Raw genomic sequence first — 14,486 nt, forward strand, 5'->3', positions numbered from 1 at the left:
GTGACCGAGGATGTATTCGAGTCCGAAGCTTGCATCGCCTTCGAGCAGGCGGAGAACCGCATGCACACCATCAAGGCCATCCTGGTGGCCACGCTGGGCGATTGATCCGGCCCTAGGCATCCCTAGCTGCACTTTTGCCGGCCAAGGCTTCCCTGACCGGGAACCTTGGCCGGTTTCACATCAAGAACGCGGCTCGCCGTTGCAAATGGCGGGCGCGGCAGTAAAAAAGGAACAGAATATGCGAGTCGTCGTAGCTCTGGGCGGCAATGCCCTGCAACGTCGCGGCGAGGCCATGACCGCCGACAACCAGCGCGCCAACGTCAAAGTGGCCGCCGAACAACTGGCCGGCGTGACCCGCTTGGGCCACAACCTGGTGATGTGCCACGGCAACGGGCCGCAAGTGGGCCTGCTGGGCCTGCAGAACGATGCCTACGCCCGCCACGTGGACGAAAAAGTGACGCCCTATCCGCTGGACGTGCTGGGCGCGCAGACCGAAGGCATGATCGGTTACATGGTCGAGCAGGAGCTCGGCAATGTGCTGCCGTTCGAAGTGCCGATCGCCACCATCCTGACCCAGACCGAAGTGGATGCCAAGGACCCTGCGTTCAAGAACCCGACCAAATTCGTCGGCCCGGTCTACAGCAAGGAAGAAGCCGACAAGCTGGCGGCGGAAAAAGGCTGGACCGTGAAGGCCGACGGCGAATACTTCCGTCGCGTGGTGCCCAGCCCGAAACCGAAGCGCATCTTCGAAATGCGCCCGATCAAATGGCTGATCGAAAAAGGCGTGGTCGTGATCGCGGCCGGCGGCGGCGGCATTCCCACCATGTACGAGGGCGACAAGCTGGTGGGCGTGGAAGCGGTGATCGACAAGGATCTGGCCTCGGCCTTGCTGGCGCGTGAAATCGACGCTGATTACTTTGTGATCGCCACCGACGTGAAAAGCGTGTTCGTCGGCTGGGGCACGCCGGAAGCCAAGGCCATCAAGCAGGCGCATCCGGACGAAATGGACAAGCTGGGTTTCGCCGCCGGCTCGATGGGCCCGAAAGTGGAAGCCGCTTGCGAGTTCGCCCGCCTGACCGGCAAGAAAGCGGTGATCGGCGCGCTGGAAGACATCGAGAAGATCGTCAAGGGCGAGGCCGGCACGGTGATCTCCACCGAGAAGGCCGGCATCAGCTGGTACTGAATCGCGAGTGCTTAGCCAAGCGTCAAGGGCTGCCGTCAGGCAGCCCTTTTTTTATCTCAGCCCAGCAGCTTGGCGCGATGCAGGCGGATGAAGTCCTGCCCGGCTTGGTAGCCGATCTGGTATAGCTGGGACAGATTGGAGTAGGACCAGTCCAGTTCCTGCTGCTGGCGCTCGGGATCGATCAGCGCGTCGAACTGGATCTTCAATACCTCGGTGCGCGGCCGGCCGTGCTCGTCCTTGTTGTGCAGCGCTTCGAACAACTTCAGGTCGTCGCGCGCGATTTCGGTCAGCGGGGTGATGATGGACTGTACCCAGGCATCGTAGAGATTGCGCGGCGGGTGCAGCAAGCGATCGCTGCCCAGCACGTCGAACACCAGGGTGTAGTCGATGTGGTGATGATCGCGGAACAGTTGCTTGAAGTTCAGCGTGTCGATGGCGGCGCCCTCGATGTAATCGCCGTCGTCCAGGCGGTATGGCGGGTAGATGAAGGGGAAGGACAGCGCGGCCAGGAAGTGTTCGTGGCTGATCTCGCTCTTGTCCCAGCAGCGCATCTCGCCGTGGCTGATATTGTAGGCGTTCAGATAGAACTGCGGCGCAATCTGGCGCAGGCGTTCAAAATCCACCACTTGTTCGATGAAGGGCACATGCGCGCACAGCCCCTGGCTGGACGGCGTCAGATCGCTGGGGCACAGCGTGGCCAGCAGCAGCGAAGTCCAGTCGGCCAGCAGCCGTTGCCATGGTCCCTGGTCGGCCTGTTGCTGAATGCTCTGCAGCAGCGGATTCTGGCTCTGCCAGCTGCGCCACAACTCGGCGGCGGGGCCCGGCTTGTTGAACACCTTGTAGTTGACCGGCAGCAGTTGGTAGATGGGGTCGGACACGCCCAGATCGGACAAGCGACGCAAATTGTCCAGCGGCGTGCCCTTGCGCGGCGCCGCGTACAAGAGGCCGACGATGGCGCCGGCGCCGGAGGCGGAGATGATGTCGAATTCGACGCCAGCCTCGGTCAGCGCCACCAGCGCGCCGGCCATCAGGGTTGCATTTGGGGCGCCACCGCCCAATACCAGCGCGATGCTGGGCTTGTTTGCTATTGCCATGAAGATCCCCGTGGTGAGTCGCCGCTGCTGCGCCATGCGTTGACGATGCGTTCGCGACGCAGTTTCATGTCATTGCCATGCTTGAATTATGGATGCTGGCCGGCATTCCGCAATGCAATATGGCATGGGATGTGATGGAAACTATTGTTGCAAGAAAGATGCACTACTCAACTGTTTGTCATTGAGCAATGAAAGATACCTTGCGCTGCAAGGTAGTGGTTCGTATAGTGCAATCACTAGCAGATTGATGCCTTGGTCCGATTAGCTATCGTGTAATGCAAGATAGTGACGGGTAGCCGGACCGGGCGGTTTCAAGGAAGGACGAAATGAAAACCCAGTTGAAGAAGGGGACTCTGGACATGTGCGTATTGGCGGTTTTGGCCCAGTCCGACAGCTATGCCTACGAACTGGTCAGCAAATTGTCGCAAACGATGGAAATCAGCGAAGGCACGATCTATCCGCTGATGCGCCGGCTGCAGAATGAATCCTGGGTCAGCACCTATCTGGTCGAGTCGGCATCCGGACCATCGCGCAAGTACTACACGCTGAGCGAGACGGGCAGACGGGAACTTGAAGTGATGCGGGGCGAGTGGCGGGAATTCGTCAATGAAGTGAACAGCGTATTGAGTCGTCTGCCGGTGGCAGACCAGTCGGGAGAACAATAATCATGAACCGCAAGACATTCTTGAGCCAGCTGGAACAGGCGCTGGCGGGCATGCCGGCCGAGGAAATCGGCGAAATCCTCGCCGACTACCAAGAGTATTTCCATGACGCGCTGGAGGCTGGTCGCGCGGAGGACGAAGTGGTGGCCGCGCTGGGCAGCCCGCAGAAACTGGCCAAGGAGTTGAAGGCGCAGGCGCGTTACCGTCAATGGGAGAACCATCGCTCCATCGGCAACCTGATGCGGGTGGTCGCGGCGGTGGCAGGCTTGGGGGTGTTGAACTTCTTCCTGGCGCTGCCCTTCATGCTCTATCTGCTATGCCTGTCCATCGGCTACATGGTGTCCGGCAGCTTGCTGATCGCTGGCGTGGTGGTGGTGGCGGCCTGGGGCGGCAACACCTTGTTTGGCTGGCCGGAGCTGGAGCCCAGCTTGTCGCCCAAGGGTGGCGACTTTGAGTTGCAAGTGCGTCCGGCCGGCGAACTGGTGCATGGCGTCACCTTGAGACAGGGCCGGGTGGTGCTGAACCTGGACCCGGATGAGAGCGCCAGCCTGCGCACCCGCGCCGGCGATCCGGTTGCCGTCAGCTACGACGACGGCGAACTGAGAGTGGATGCCAGCGCTCCGGCGGCGCGGCGCTTGATCCAGCAGGAGGGCGAGCACGCGGTCAGCGTGGAGCGCGCGGAACTGAAATCGCTGGTGCTGGTGTCGGGTGACGGCGATCGCATGGAGTTGGTGCAGGGCGGTGACGGGGAGTCGCTGCGTTGGCGGATGATTTCGGCGGAGGCTGCCACCAGCATGGGGGAGGCCAGCAAGCCGACCAATCTGGTGCTGCGCGATGGCGACAGCTCGCTGGTGATCCGCGACAACCGGCTGTCGTTGAACGATGGCGACGGGCATTTCGAGATCGACGGCATCCCGGGCTTGTCCCTGCGGAGTTCAGCGGCGGTAAGCGGCTTCATCCTGTTGGTGATAGGCGCGCTGGGGCTGATGTTCTGCCTGTGGCTGACGCGGCTGACCTGGCGTGGCCTGGTGAATTATGTGCGCTATCAAATGGACTTGGTGGCAGGTAAAGGGGTGGGCGGTAACGTGGTTTGACTCGCTGGATCTGAACGGAATTTGGGAGAGAAACATGAAACACGATGCATGCATTCAACAGTTGCAATTGACCATGGTGCGCTTGCCGGAAGCGGAGCTGCGCAAGATCCTGGATGAATACCGCGACTACATCCGCGATGCGGTGGCGGACCCACGCAATGAGGGCCGGCTGATCGCCGCATTGGCGGATTCGCGGCAGTTGGCGGTTGCGGCCTTTGCCCGGCGGCGTCTGCTGCGCGCCCAGTGCGCGCGCCTGGCTCGCCACGCGCTGGGTGGGATGGCCGCCGCCTGCGGCGTGGTGGCGATGTATTGGCTGTTTCTGCAATGATGGACAAGCGCCGCCGGTTCTGCCGGCGGCTTCGACACTAAAAAGAAGGAGATGCGTGATGAAGAGGGAAACGATGCTGGCGCTGGCGGGCCTGTTGTGGACCGGAGCGGCGCTGGCCGCCGAGGGGACGATAGACAAGCTGGTGATCAAGGGTGACGCGGCGGTGCTGAAGCTGAGCACGGATGCGCAGAAGCCCTACCGGCTGGACCTGAACAAGAGCGGCTGGGACGAGGGCAAGTGCAGCGCCCAGGCACGGCAGGAGGGCGGCGTGGTCACCATCACGGTCAAGCTCAATGACAAGCTGCTGGGTAAGAGTTGCCGCTTGGAAATCGCCGGTAATCTAAAGCCGGGCAAGCTGCTGGAAGTCAGCCTTAACGCGGTCAAGGGTTCGATCAACGGCGAATACAAGGCGGTCAGCGTGGACAGCCAGGCGCTGGAGTTGGAGCTGGCCGGCAAGGCCGGTAATCTGACTTTGGCCGGCAGCGCGATCAAGGCGCAGGCCAAGGGCGCTTACGACAAGCTGGTGTTGAAGGGGCAGGCGTTGAAACTGGGCTTTGAAGGTCGCAGCCGCGAACTCAGCCTGGACGGCCAGGCGGTGAAGGCGGAGTTGAAACTGACCGATCCCAAGCCCAGCGGCACCTTGGCGCTGGACGCGACCTCGGGCTCCTTGAAGCTGTCGCTGCCGAAATCCGCCAGCCTGCAATACGAGGTGCGCGGCACCGCGTCGGCGGTGGATAGCAAGTTGCCCAGCACCGCGGGCGCGCCGCTCAAACTGAACGCGCGCGGCCAGGCCTTGAAGGTGGAGGTGGTGGCCGACTGAGGCAGGCTGGGATCAAAGCGAAACGGAGCCCTGAGGCTCCGTTTTCACATGGCGCTAGCGGATGCTTAGTAAGCGCAGACGGTGAACAGCTCCAGGCCGCCATCGCGCACCAGCTTGCCGCCGCCTAGCTCCGGCAACTCAATGATGGCGGCCGCTTCCAACACATCGGCGCCCATGCGCTTGAGCAGCTTGTAGCCGGCCATCATGGTGCCGCCGGTGGCGACCAGATCGTCGATCAGGATCACGCGGTCGCCGGGCTTGCAGGCGTCGGTGTGCATTTCCACCGCGGCATTGCCGTATTCCAGCTCGTATTCCTCTTCCACCGTGGTGAAGGGCAGCTTGCCGCGCTTGCGGATCGGCACGAAACCGACGTTCAGCTCATAGGCCAGCACCGAGCCGATGATGAAGCCGCGCGCGTCCAGGCCCGCCACCAGGTCCACCTTCTCCATCATGTAGCGATGCACATAGATGTCGATCAGCATGCGGAAGGTTTTGGGGTTCTGCAGCAGCGGGGTGATGTCGCGGAACATCACGCCTTGTTGCGGCCAGTTGGGCACAGTGCGAATCCAGCCCTTCAGATAGCTGGAGTAGTCGAGATTGCTAAGGTTTTCCATGGCCTAATTGTACTTCGAAATGAAGAGAGTCGCGGCGCGGCCCGCAAGAAAAAGCCCGCCGCGCGGCGCGGCAGGCTTGGGGTCCGCATCAATTATTGATGTTTCAGTGGAAGAAAGCCAGCTTGAATACCCACAGCGCGGCAATGATCAGCACGGGCGGCTTGAGGTCGGCGAAGCGGCCGGCCAGGATCTTGATCACCGCGTAGCTGATGAAGCCGAAGGCGATGCCGTCGGCGATGGAGAAAGTGAACGGCATCGCCAGCGCGGTCATCACCGCCGGCGCGGACTCGGTCAGGTCGCTCCAGTCGATCTCGGCCAGGCCGCGCGCCATCAGCACCGCCACATAGCACAGCGCCGGAGCGGTGGCGTAGGCGGGCACGGTGGCGGCCAGCGGCGACAGCCACAACGAAGCCAGGAACAGCAAGGCCACTACCATGGCGGTCAGGCCGGTGCGGCCGCCGACGGCGGTGCCGGCGGCGGACTCCACATAGGCGGTGGTGGACGAAGTGCCCATCACCGCGCCGGCGGTGATGGCGACCGAGTCGGCCAGCAGCGCGCGCTTCAGGCGCGGCAGCTTGCCGTCCTTGTCCAGCAGGCCGGCGCGATGCGATACGCCGACGAGGGTGCCGGTGGTGTCGAACAGGTCAACGAAGAAGAAGACAAAGATCACGCCGATCAGGCCGGCTTGCAGCGCGCCGGCGATGTCCATCTGCATGAAGGTCGGCGCCATGCTGGGCACCGGCGCCACCACGCCCTTGAACGGAGACAGGCCCATGGCGATGGACAGCACCGTCACCACCAGGATGCCGATGATGATGGAGCCCGGCACCTTGCGGTATTCCAGCGCCACGATCAGGAAGAAACCCAGGATGGCCAGCAGGGTGGTGGGCTTGTGGATGTCGCCCAGGGTCAGATAGGTTTCCGGATGCGGCGCGATCACGCCGGCGTTCTTCAGCGCGATGATGGCTAGGAACATGCCGACGCCGGCTGAGATGGCGAATTTCAGCGACTGCGGGATCGCGTTGACGATGGCCTCGCGCACGCGGAACAGGCTGACCGCCAGGAACACGATGCCGGAGATGAAGACCGCGCCCAGCGCGGTTTCCCACGACAGCCCCATGCCCTTGACCACGCTGAAGGTGAAGTAGGCGTTCAGGCCCATGCCCGGCGCCAGCGCGATCGGGTAATTGGCCACCAGGCCCATGATGGCGGTGCCCAGCGCGGCCGCCAGACAGGTGGCGACGAAGACCGCGTTCAGGTCCATGCCGGTGCTGGACAGGATCAAGGGATTGACCAGGATGATGTAGGCCATGGTCAGGAAGGTGGTAAAGCCGGCGATGACTTCCGTCTTCACAGTGGTGCCGTTTTCTTTCAGCTTGAAGAAGCTGTCAAGGAATTGCATGGCGAAACGCGCTCCAGGGGCGATAGGGATAGAAAAAACGTGCCATTTTATTCAGCCTGAAGAGATTTACCTAAATCTTGACGTGAAAATAACTTGGCGATTAACAGCGGATGGCGGCTTGTGGTATTCTGGAGAATTACTCATTTGGCAGGAAAACACCTTCTCATGAGCCAGCCAACCGGTAATATCTTTATCGTGGTCGCTCCGTCCGGCGCGGGGAAAACCTCGCTGGTGGCGGCGCTGCTAGCCGCCGAGCCTACGGTGGAACTGTCCATTTCCTATAGCACGCGCCCGCCGCGCACGGGAGAGGTGGACGGCAAGCATTATCACTTCGTCGATCAGGCGGTCTTCAAGTCCATGATAGACCGTGGCGATTTCCTCGAGCACGCCGAAGTCTACGGCAACTACTATGGCACCAGCGCGCCGTGGATACGCAGCCGCCTGGACGTGGGGCAGGACATTCTGCTGGAGATAGACTGGCAGGGCGCCGAGCAGGTGCGCAAGACCTTCCCGGACGCGATCGGCATCTTCATCGCGCCGCCGTCGATCGAAGAGTTGGAGCGCCGTCTGCGCGGCCGCGCCACCGACAGCGAGGAAGTGATCCGTCGCCGGCTGGCTTCCGCCCGCGCCGAGATCGACAAGATCGCCGAGTACGACTACATCGTGGTCAATGACGATTTCGAACGTGCCCGGCTCGACTTGATCAGCATCGTGCGCGCCAACCGCCTGCGCAGCGCCATTCAGTGCCGCAAGCTGGCGACCATGCTGGCGCGCATGGGGCAGGGCGGCTGAAAGCCAGTTCGCCTCCGACCTGTGCCGCTGTTGGTGAGTCGGCTAAAATTTAGATATAGTGATCCCTCTGGGCGTTGCTGCGGCCGCGAGCATGGCGACCGACAACGCCCTTGGCAACTTGATTGGAAAGAAAACACATGGCCCGTATTACTGTTGACGATTGCCTGGACCGCATCCAGAACCGTTTCGACCTGACCCTGGCCGCAGCCTACCGCGCGCGCCAGGTTGCTTCCGGCGCCAGCCCCTTCGTTGAAGCCGGCCGCCACAAGCCCACCGTTGTCGCGCTGCGTGAAATCGCCGCCGGCCACGTCGGCAAGGAAGTTCTGAGCCGCGGCAAAGCCTGATAGCAAGTGGGTGGTGGGTTATGGCAACCGGCATTGAGGATGAAATCGACTACGACGCCCTGATCGACAGCGAAGCGCAAGCGTTCTTCGAGTCGGTCGCGCGTTATCTCAAGCCGGAAGACGTCCAGCTGTTGCGGCAGGCTTTCGAGGTCAGCCGCGCGGCCCATGAAGGGCAGACCCGCAAGAGCGGCGAGCCCTACATCACCCATCCGTTGGCGGTGGCCGGCATGCTGGCCGAGTGGCGGCTGGACGTGCAGGGTCTCGCCGCCGCCTTGCTGCACGATGTGCTGGAAGACACCGGCGTCACCAAGCCGACGCTGATCGAGAAGTTCGGCAAGATCATCGCCGATCTCGTCGACGGCTTGTCCAAGCTGGAGCGGCTGGAGTACCAGACCAAGGAAACCGCGCAAGCGGAAAGCTTCCGCAAGATGGTGCTGGCGATGGCGCGCGACATCCGCGTCATCATCGTCAAGCTGGCCGACCGGTTGCACAATATGCGCACGCTGGACTCCATGCGCGAGGACAAGCGCCGCCGCATCGCGCTGGAAACCCTGGAAATCTACGCGCCGATCGCCAACCGCATCGGCCTGAACAAGGTTTACCGCGAGCTGCAGGACCTGGCGTTCAAGCATCTGCATCCGCATCGCTATGGCGTGCTGTCCAAGGCGGTGCGCGCCGCGCGCGGCAACCGCCGCGAGGTGGTGACCAAGATTTTGCAATCGGTCAGCCAGAAGCTGGTGCAGAGCAATATCGAAGCCACCATCAAGGGGCGGGAAAAGAACCTCTACAGCATCTACAAGAAAATGCAGGAGAAACACCTGTCGTTTTCCGAGGTGCTGGACATCTATGGCTTCCGCGTCGTCGTCAACGACATTCCCGGCTGCTATCTGGCGCTGGGCGCGTTGCACAGCCTGTACAAGCCGATTCCCGGCAAATTCAAGGATTACATCGCCATTCCCAAGGGCAATGGCTACCAGAGCCTGCACACCACCTTGTTCGGCCCCTATGGCACGCCGGTGGAAATGCAGATCCGCACCCGCGAGATGAACAGCGTCGCCGAGGCCGGCGTCGCCTCGCACTGGATGTACAAGAGCGGCGACGGCGTCAATACCGCGCAGCAGCGCACCCACCAGTGGCTGCAGAAAATCCTGGACATGCAGGAGGAGAGCGACGATCCGGTCGAGTTCCTCGAGCACATCAAGATCGATCTATTCCCGGACGAGGTCTATGTGTTCACGCCCAAGGGCAAGATCATGGTGATGCCGCAAGGCGCCACTCCGGTGGACTTCGCCTACGCGGTGCATACCGATGTCGGCCACCGCTGCATCGCCGCCCGCGTCAACCACGCGCTGGTGCCGCTGCGCACCGTGCTGCGCAATGGCGACACCGTGGAAATCATCACCTCCACCCAGGCCAAGCCCAATCCGTCCTGGCTGACCTTCGTGCAAAGCGGTCGCGCCCGCTCCGGCATCCGCAATTATCTGAAGAGCCTGCAGCAGGAAGAGGCGGTGGGTCTGGGCGAGAAACTGCTGAAGCAGGCGATAGGCGCGCTGGCGGTGACGCCGCTGGCCTTGAGCGATGAGTTGTGGGTGGAGTATCTGGCCGCCTTCGGCGAGAAGCTGGCTTCGCACAAGGAAGTGCTGGCCGACATCGGCGCCGGCAAGCTGATGCCCATCGTGGTGGCGCGACGCTTGCTGGAACTGGCCGGCGAACGCTTGGGCGAGGAAGTGAAAGTGGGGCCGGTGACCATACGCGGCAACGAGGGCGGCATGGTGCAGCTGTCGCCGTGTTGCAATCCGCTGCCGGGCGACGACATCCTCGGGGTGATCACCAAGGGCCAGGGTCTGGTCATCCACCGCAAGGGCTGCCCGAACGCGCGGCGCGCCGATCACGACAAGCTGCTGGACGTCAACTGGGAAGCGCAGCGCGACCGCATGTTCGGCGTCACCGTCGGCGTGTTGTCCCGCAACGAGCGCGGCGCGCTGGCCGATATCGCCACCGCGATCTCCCAGGCCTCGGCCAATATCGAAAGCGCGGACACTCAGGACAGCAGCCGCGATGGCGACGGCTTGTTCAATATCCACTTCCGCTTGCAAGTGGAAGGCGTCGAACATCTGGAGCGGGTGCTGGGCGCGATCAGGCTGCTGCCGGTGGTGCAGCGCGTGCAACGGAGATAATACATGCTGACACTCAGGATCAACGGCGAGAGCCGGCAGTTGGACGCGGTGGCCTGCGTGGCCGACCTAGTGGTGGCGCTGGGTCTGAGCGGCAAGCGCGTGGCGCTGGAAAAGAATGGCGAGATCGTGCCGCGCAGCCAATACCCGAAGGTGGGGCTGGCGGACGGCGACGAGCTCGAAATCGTAGTGGCCGTCGGCGGAGGCTGAGCGGCAAGCTGACAGAGGTGCAGAAGTGGCGGATCAACTGATCATCGCAGGCAAGGCCTATAATTCGCGTTTGCTGGTGGGTACCGGCAAATACCGGGATTTCGAGGAAACCGCGCAAGCGCTGGATGCGTCCGGCACCGAAATCGTCACCGTCGCGATTCGCCGGGTCAACCTGGGGCAGAATGCCGGTGAGCCCAATTTGCTGGACTTTTTGCCGAAAAACCGGTATAACCTTCTCCCCAATACGGCGGGATGCTATTCCGCCGATGACGCCATTCGTACTTTGCGTCTGGCCAGAGAGCTTCTGGATGACCATCGTTTGGTCAAGCTGGAAGTGCTTGGCGACCCGAATACCTTGTTCCCCAACGTCAGGGAAACGCTGAAGGCCGCCGAAGTGCTGGTCGCCGAAGGCTTCGACGTGATGGTGTATACCTCGGATGATCCCATCATCGCCCGCGAGCTGGAGCAAATGGGCTGCTGCGCCATCATGCCGCTGGCTAGCCTGATCGGTTCCGGCATGGGGATTTTGAATCCGTGGAATTTGAAGTTGATTATCGAGCAGTCCAAGGTTCCCGTGCTGGTTGACGCTGGCGTTGGCACCGCGTCCGACGCGGCGATCGCCATGGAATTGGGCTGCGATGGCGTGCTGATGAACACCGCGATTGCCGCCGCGCAACAACCGGTGTTGATGGCGCATGCCATGAAACAGGCTGTAGAAGCAGGTCGCTCGGCATATCTTGCCGGCCGGATGCCGAAACGTTTTTATAGTGCAGTACCTAGTTCTCCTAGTGAGGGGGTGATTTCTTCCGCCAAGCCGTGATGCGTAAAGTGCCACAGATTACTTGGTCGGAACGCTTCAGACTTTTCCAAACCGCGTAACGTTGTTAAAATGCTGTTTTTTATAGCTCCAGTCACGTCTGGACGCTAGGAACTAAGGATACTTGATTCAATGCCGAACATTCGTGTTAAAGAGAACGAGCCGTTTGAAGTTGCAATGCGCCGCTTCAAGCGCGCAGTGGAAAAAACCGGTCTGCTGACCGAACTGCGCGCCCGCGAGTTCTACGAAAAACCGACTGCCGAGCGCAAGCGCAAGCACGCTGCCGCGGTTAAGCGCCACTACAAGCGCATCCGCAGCCAGATGCTGCCGCCGAAACTCTACTAAGAGTTCCTCCGGTCAGTAAGCAGGACCGCAGGCCTAGCCTGCGGTTTTGCCATTTGTAGTTCCCCGTTTGCAGACTCTGACGGCATGGGTTTTGGATCAGCCCAAAATCAATGTCATCAGGGTTTGACTCTCTATTCTGTGCGCACTTGCCGCCCGCGGCGGGTGGCGGTCTTCTCCGGAAAGCTAGCAATGAGCCTCAAACAGCGAATCAGCGATGACATGAAATCTGCGATGAAAGCGCGGGAAAGCGACAAATTGGCGGCCATCCGCCTGTTGCTGGCCGCCATCAAGCAGAAGGAAGTGGACGAGCGGGTGGAGCTGGATGATGCCGGCATCGTCGCCGTCATCGACAAGATGCTCAAGCAGCGCCGGGATTCGGTCAGCCAATACGAAGCGGCTCAGCGCCAGGATCTGGCGGACAAGGAAAAATTCGAGATGGACGTGCTGATGGCCTATATGCCGCAGCAATTGTCCGCCGAGGAGATCGACGCGCTGGTGGCCAAGGCCATCGCCGACAGCGGCGCCGCCGGCATGCAGGACATGGGCAAGGTGATGGGCCTGTTGCGGCCGCAACTGGCCGGCCGCGCAGACATGGCGCTGGTATCCGCCCGAATCAAGGCCAAGCTGGCCGCCTGAGCCGGATTCGGGCCGCGCAGGCGGCCCGCCTTGGTGACGTTTTTTGATTCCTCAGGATTTCGTTGATCAGTTGTTGTCCCGCGTCGATATCGTCGACGTGGTGGATCGTTACGTCCCCTTGAAGAAGGGCGGTCAGAACTATCTGGCCTGCTGCCCTTTCCACAAGGAAAAGTCGCCGTCGTTCACGGTGAGCCAGTCCAAACAGTTCTATCACTGCTTTGGCTGCGGCGCGCATGGCTCGGCCATCGGCTTCGTGATGGAATACCAGGGGCTGGGTTTTGTCGATGCCGTCAAGCTGCTGGCCGAAGGCGTCGGCATGCAAGTGCCGGACAGCCGCGCCCACGCCAACCCGGAAGCCAGCCGCGCCGCGCGTGAACGCAAGCTGTCGCTTGAGCAGATGATGCAGATGGCAGCAGGCTACTACAAGCAGCAGCTGAAATCCGCTCCCAACGCCATTTCCTATCTGAAAGGGCGGGGTTTGAGTGGAGAAGTGGCCGCCCGTTTCGGGCTGGGCTACGCGCCGGATGGCTGGCAGAGCCTGGAAGCGGTATTCCCCGACTATCAGGACGACAAGCTGATCGATACCGGCCTGGTCATCGTCAATGAGGAAAAGGGTCAGCGCTACGACCGTTTCCGCGATCGGGTGATGTTCCCGATCCGCAACCAGCGCGGCGCCATCATCGGTTTTGGCGGCCGAGTGATGGGCAAGGGCGAACCGAAATACCTGAACTCGCCGGAGACGCCGCTGTTCGAGAAGGGCCGCGAGTTGTACGGCCTGTACGAAGCACGCCAGGCGATACGGGATAAAAACCGCGTATTGGTGGTCGAAGGCTATATGGACGTGGTGGCGCTGGCGCAATTCGGCGTCGCTTACGCGGTCGCCACGCTGGGGACCGCCACCACCGGCGAGCACGCGCGCAAGCTGATGCGCCATGCGGACCAAGTCTATTTCTGCTTCGACGGCGACAAGGCCGGACAGAAGGCGGCGTGGCGGGCGCTGGAAAACAGCCTGCCGCAATTGCAGGACGGCAAGGCCTTGAATTTCCTGTTCCTGCCGCAGGAACACGATCCGGACAGCTATATCCGCGAGTTTGGCGCGGAAGCGTTCGAAAAAGTACTGGAAGAACAGAGTCTGCCTCTGTCCGTTTACTTCACCCGCGAGCTGTGCCGCGAGGTGAACCTGACCACGCCGGAGGGCAAGGCCGACCTGATTCGCCAGGCCGCCCCCCTACTGGCACAGATTGCCGCTCCGGCCCTCGGCTTCATCATCAAGAAAAGACTGGCGGAACTCGCCGGTGTGGATGTCGACGAATTCGACATGTTGACGACGGGCCAGAAGAAACCGGAGCGCAAGGGCAAGCGGGAATACCGTTTGCCGGAGGCATCGCATCGTCCGCCCCAGGCATCCATTGTGACGCGGCTGATCAAATGGCTGCTGCTGAACCCGGCCTGGGCCGGCGATGTGCGTTTGCCGGACAGCATGGCACTGTCCGATGAGCTTGCTTGTTTTGCCATGTTGGCCGAATGCGTGCAAGGGCACGACCAGCCGCCGAATACGGCGCAATTGATGGAAAGCCTGCGTGGCACTCCATATGAAGGGCTGGTGGATAGTGTTCTGCAGCAGGCCATGCAGGATCCGGACGAGTTTGCCGATCCCAGCGAGGAAGACCGACAGCAATTTCAGGACGGCGCGGCCAAGCTCCTGAAAATGATGCGTCAAACTCAGGTGGAGCGGCTAAAACAAAAAGACCGGAACGAAGGCCTGACTCCGGAAGAAGTCAGATTGTTAGGGGAATTGCTGCGGGATTTGCTGGCGCCGAATGTTTGACGACGTCGCCTTACCGCGGCAGACCGCTTGGCGGCCGGGCATGCCCGGCGCGCCGACAAGCGATGCAGCGGCTTTTTGAAAGCGCCCCGCAGGGCTACACAAACAGCATTGCTTGCTTGTGTTATTATCAACTGTTTTTTTCG

General features: G+C 61.6%; 16 protein-coding genes and 1 pseudogene. 14 read left to right on the forward strand and 3 right to left on the reverse strand.

Annotation, left to right across the window (positions count from 1 at the left end):
- Positions 1 to 105 (forward strand): annotated as a pseudogene (locus ACE3QM_RS02900) (ornithine carbamoyltransferase subunit F); the annotation flags it as partial.
- Positions 106 to 238: 133 nt separating this feature from the next.
- A complete protein-coding gene (arcC, locus tag ACE3QM_RS02905) occupies positions 239 to 1,183 on the forward strand; it encodes a carbamate kinase (RefSeq protein WP_019103860.1) in 945 nt (314 codons plus the stop codon).
- Positions 1,184 to 1,239: 56 nt separating this feature from the next.
- Here the strand turns inward: arcC and ACE3QM_RS02910 are convergent, their stop codons facing one another.
- Positions 1,240 to 2,277 (reverse strand): patatin-like phospholipase family protein, encoded by a 1,038-nt coding sequence (locus tag ACE3QM_RS02910; protein WP_053074356.1) that lies wholly within the window; start codon positions 2,275 to 2,277, stop codon positions 1,240 to 1,242.
- Between the two features lie 326 nt (positions 2,278 to 2,603).
- On the opposite strand from ACE3QM_RS02910, the gene ACE3QM_RS02915 reads away from it, so the two are divergent.
- Genes ACE3QM_RS02915 through ACE3QM_RS02930 form a run of 4 tightly spaced genes read left to right on the forward strand, consistent with a single transcriptional unit; the run spans position 2,604 to position 5,181 of the window.
- The gene (locus ACE3QM_RS02915) at positions 2,604 to 2,942 is read left to right on the forward strand and encodes a PadR family transcriptional regulator (RefSeq protein WP_048409590.1); all 339 of its coding nucleotides are present in this window, start codon (positions 2,604 to 2,606) and stop codon (positions 2,940 to 2,942) included.
- A 2-nt stretch (positions 2,943 to 2,944) separates the two neighbouring features.
- Positions 2,945 to 4,033, forward strand: a complete 1,089-nt coding sequence (locus tag ACE3QM_RS02920; RefSeq protein WP_231463229.1) for a DUF1700 domain-containing protein — start codon at positions 2,945 to 2,947, stop codon at positions 4,031 to 4,033.
- A 34-nt stretch (positions 4,034 to 4,067) separates the two neighbouring features.
- Positions 4,068 to 4,361 carry a hypothetical protein gene (locus tag ACE3QM_RS02925; RefSeq protein ID WP_156183827.1) on the forward strand — a complete coding sequence of 98 codons (294 nt, stop codon included), beginning with the start codon at positions 4,068 to 4,070 and terminating at the stop codon, positions 4,359 to 4,361.
- A gap of 58 nt (positions 4,362 to 4,419) precedes the next feature.
- Positions 4,420 to 5,181 carry a hypothetical protein gene (locus ACE3QM_RS02930; RefSeq protein WP_048409592.1) on the forward strand — a complete coding sequence of 254 codons (762 nt, stop codon included), beginning with the start codon at positions 4,420 to 4,422 and terminating at the stop codon, positions 5,179 to 5,181.
- A 65-nt stretch (positions 5,182 to 5,246) separates the two neighbouring features.
- Here the strand turns inward: ACE3QM_RS02930 and ACE3QM_RS02935 are convergent, their stop codons facing one another.
- Both ACE3QM_RS02935 and ACE3QM_RS02940 read right to left on the reverse strand, forming a co-directional pair.
- The gene (locus ACE3QM_RS02935) at positions 5,247 to 5,795 is read right to left on the reverse strand and encodes an adenine phosphoribosyltransferase (protein ID WP_019103866.1); all 549 of its coding nucleotides are present in this window, start codon (positions 5,793 to 5,795) and stop codon (positions 5,247 to 5,249) included.
- 103 nt (positions 5,796 to 5,898) lie between these two features.
- Positions 5,899 to 7,197, reverse strand: a complete 1,299-nt coding sequence (locus ACE3QM_RS02940; protein WP_048409593.1) for an NCS2 family permease — start codon at positions 7,195 to 7,197, stop codon at positions 5,899 to 5,901.
- 165 nt (positions 7,198 to 7,362) lie between these two features.
- Between ACE3QM_RS02940 and gmk the strand changes: the two genes are divergently transcribed.
- The 8 genes from gmk (at position 7,363) to dnaG (ending at position 14,343) form a co-directional block, all read left to right on the forward strand.
- Positions 7,363 to 7,989 (forward strand): guanylate kinase, encoded by a 627-nt coding sequence (gene gmk, locus ACE3QM_RS02945; protein WP_048409594.1) that lies wholly within the window; start codon positions 7,363 to 7,365, stop codon positions 7,987 to 7,989.
- Positions 7,990 to 8,126: 137 nt separating this feature from the next.
- On the forward strand, positions 8,127 to 8,333 hold the full coding sequence (rpoZ, locus tag ACE3QM_RS02950) for a DNA-directed RNA polymerase subunit omega (protein ID WP_019103869.1): 207 nt from the start codon (positions 8,127 to 8,129) through the stop codon (positions 8,331 to 8,333).
- Between the two features lie 20 nt (positions 8,334 to 8,353).
- Entirely contained in the window at positions 8,354 to 10,510 is a 2,157-nt protein-coding gene (locus ACE3QM_RS02955; RefSeq protein ID WP_048409595.1) for a bifunctional (p)ppGpp synthetase/guanosine-3',5'-bis(diphosphate) 3'-pyrophosphohydrolase, read from the forward strand.
- Between the two features lie 3 nt (positions 10,511 to 10,513).
- A complete protein-coding gene (gene thiS / locus ACE3QM_RS02960; protein WP_269326037.1) occupies positions 10,514 to 10,717 on the forward strand; it encodes a sulfur carrier protein ThiS in 204 nt (67 codons plus the stop codon).
- Between the two features lie 25 nt (positions 10,718 to 10,742).
- Positions 10,743 to 11,537: a thiazole synthase gene (locus ACE3QM_RS02965; RefSeq protein WP_374420109.1), complete on the forward strand. Its 795-nt coding sequence runs from the start codon at positions 10,743 to 10,745 to the stop codon at positions 11,535 to 11,537.
- Between the two features lie 129 nt (positions 11,538 to 11,666).
- Positions 11,667 to 11,879 (forward strand): 30S ribosomal protein S21, encoded by a 213-nt coding sequence (gene rpsU / locus ACE3QM_RS02970; protein WP_039756346.1) that lies wholly within the window; start codon positions 11,667 to 11,669, stop codon positions 11,877 to 11,879.
- Positions 11,880 to 12,068: 189 nt separating this feature from the next.
- Complete coding sequence (locus ACE3QM_RS02975; RefSeq protein ID WP_374420111.1) at positions 12,069 to 12,515, forward strand: GatB/YqeY domain-containing protein; 447 nt, start codon at positions 12,069 to 12,071, stop codon at positions 12,513 to 12,515.
- A gap of 43 nt (positions 12,516 to 12,558) precedes the next feature.
- Positions 12,559 to 14,343, forward strand: coding sequence for a DNA primase (gene dnaG, locus ACE3QM_RS02980; protein WP_374420113.1), 1,785 nt, complete (start codon positions 12,559 to 12,561; stop codon positions 14,341 to 14,343).
- Positions 14,344 to 14,486: the final 143 nt, after the last annotated feature.

Origin of the sequence: Chromobacterium sp. (assembly GCF_041912965.1) — a bacterium.
Lineage (GTDB): Bacteria > Pseudomonadota > Gammaproteobacteria > Burkholderiales > Chromobacteriaceae > Chromobacterium > Chromobacterium aquaticum.